This window comes from Sulfurovum sp., from assembly GCF_041551015.1.
In the GTDB taxonomy this organism is placed as follows: domain Bacteria; phylum Campylobacterota; class Campylobacteria; order Campylobacterales; family Sulfurovaceae; genus Sulfurovum.
In genome coordinates, this window is sequence record NZ_JBFENQ010000208.1 from 1 (window position 1) to 1,818 (window position 1,818).

Consider the following 1,818-nt stretch of genomic DNA (forward strand, 5'->3'; position numbering starts at 1 on the left):
ACTCGCTGCCTATTTTAGTCCTTCATTTGCAGAGCAACGAAGCTACTTAGAACTTTTTATACTTTTTGGAAGTCTTCTTTTCATCTTCTCAGTGGTTATTATATTTGCGACATTAGGATTTCACTCTTTTGCACTTTTTTTCAGTATCTTTCTTGCAGCGGTTATAGCATTGTATGGTGTACTCGGTGCATTACTTGTCACAGCTATGACTTATTTTCTTTGGGGTTCTATCTTTGCTATGGAAGTGCTTCTATTTTATAATGGGAGTCAAAGTGCCAAAGAGTGGTTTGTATCTCGTTATGATTTCAAAACGTTTAAGATGGAATATTTTTCTTTTTATCCAATGATGGGAATGCTCTACATATTATTAGAGTTTATACCCTATATATTTTCTAAAGAGAAGTTATTGAAGTTTACTCCTTCAAAAGTCTTGAAGGAGATGGAGGCGTTATTAGACTAGTTTTATTTAGTTTTCTTAATATACTCTTCTTTTTCTTTATCTGTTTTACCAAACCCAAAAAATCTTTTGATTCTTTGACAGATAGTAAATGAACCTGTCTCTATACGACACTCTTCTACTTCTTCTACTTCATCATTTTTTATCATTGAAGCGATACGCTCAGGCTGTTTTTTACCTTCAATGATAAATCTCAATGCATTCAAACGTATAAACCCTTCTGCATCTTTTTGGTTATATACTTCATCTTCTTCAAATGTAGAATGCTCTTCAGAGTAAAGAGAAACATCAGATCTTCTACCTACTACAGTCACATTCCCTTTGTAAAGTTTCAACTTTACATCCCCTTGTACATGCTCTTGTGTTGCATCGATAGCAGCTTGGAGCATCTTACGCTCTGCTGACCACCAGTAACCTTGGTAGATAAGTTTTGCATACTTAGGCATAAGCTCATCTTTCAAATGTGCTTCTTCTCTGTCAAGCGTGATAGACTCGATAGCTCTATGTGCTTTAAGCATGATAGTCCCGCCTGGTGTTTCATAGCATCCACGTGCTTTCATACCCACATAACGGTTTTCAACTATATCAATACGACCAATACCGTGTTTATTACCATACTCATTTAAAGTTTTTAAGATCGTTGCAGGACTCATCTCTTCACGGTTGATAGCTACAGGATCACCATTTTTATAGCTGATAGTAATATACTCAGCTTCATCTGGTGCTTTTTCCGGACTAACAGACCATAGCCACATATCTTCTTCAGGTTCAGCATATGGGTTTTCCAAGTGTTCACCTTCGTAAGAGATGTGAAGTAGATTGGCATCCATAGAGTACGGCTTTGGCTTACCTTTTCCATCAATATCAATACCATGTTCAGCCGCATATGCAAGAAGTTTTGTACGAGAATTCAAATCCCATTCTCTCCATGGTGCGATAACAGCGATATCCGGATCAAGTGCAAGGTAACCAAGTTCAAAACGTACCTGATCATTCCCTTTACCTGTTGCTCCATGACTTACTGCGTCAGCACCTGTTTTATGTGCGATCTCTATCTGTTTTTTAGAGATAAGCGGTCTGGCAATAGATGTTCCTAGAAGATACTCTCCCTCATAGATGGCATTGGCTCTGAACATAGGGAATACAAAGTCCTTAACAAACTCTTCTCTAAGATCCAGTATGAATACATTTTCAGGTTTGATACCCATATTAAGTGCTTTCTGACGTGCAGGTTCTACCTCTTCACCCTGACCAAGGTCAGCAGTAAAAGTAACTACTTCACATTCATACTCATCTTGAAGCCATTTTAAAATAATACTTGTATCAAGCCCACCAGAATAAGCCAATACTGCTTTTTTAAT

General features: G+C 37.4%; 2 protein-coding genes. One reads left to right on the top strand and one right to left on the bottom strand.

Annotated elements, in window-relative coordinates:
• Positions 1-460: hypothetical protein (locus tag ABZC96_RS09865; protein WP_373030827.1), on the top strand; the 460-nt coding region annotated here is incomplete at its 5' end.
• 2 nt (positions 461-462) lie between these two features.
• On the opposite strand, the gene ABZC96_RS09870 is transcribed toward ABZC96_RS09865, so the two are convergent.
• Positions 463-1,818, bottom strand: a 1,356-nt coding sequence (locus ABZC96_RS09870; protein ID WP_373030828.1) for an argininosuccinate synthase, incomplete at its 5' end; no start/stop codon positions are given.